At 52.2% G+C, this 274-nt stretch carries 1 pseudogene; it reads left to right on the top strand.

Annotation, left to right across the window (positions count from 1 at the left end):
• Positions 1-24: 24 nt before the first annotated feature.
• Positions 25-274, top strand: a pseudogene (locus NLF92_RS12915) (serine hydrolase); the annotation flags it as partial.

The following is a 274-nucleotide window of genomic DNA, read 5'->3' as shown; positions in this document are numbered from 1 at the left end:
AGTGAATATGCTTACAGTAATGTTATGTACATTACCGCGGGCGAGGTGGTCGCTGCGCTTTATCAAAAGCCTTACGCTCAGGTGATTCAGGAAAAATTCTTTACGCCTCTGGACATGCAGTGTTTCGCCGGCGACCTGACCGATGCCGCACTCAACAATGTCGCTATGAGCTATGGCCATAACGACGAGCGGGGTATTTACGCGATTCCGCGCAACAGCATCGATGGGCGTGAGCTTGTTTCTGCTGCAGCTGGCGGCATTGTGTGTAACGCCA

The sequence above is a fragment of the Opacimonas viscosa genome, assembly GCF_024199005.1.
Classification (GTDB): Bacteria; Pseudomonadota; Gammaproteobacteria; order Enterobacterales; family Alteromonadaceae; genus Opacimonas; species Opacimonas viscosa.
Note: the sequence above shows the minus strand (reverse complement) of the source record. Positions and strands in the feature narration are given on the sequence as shown.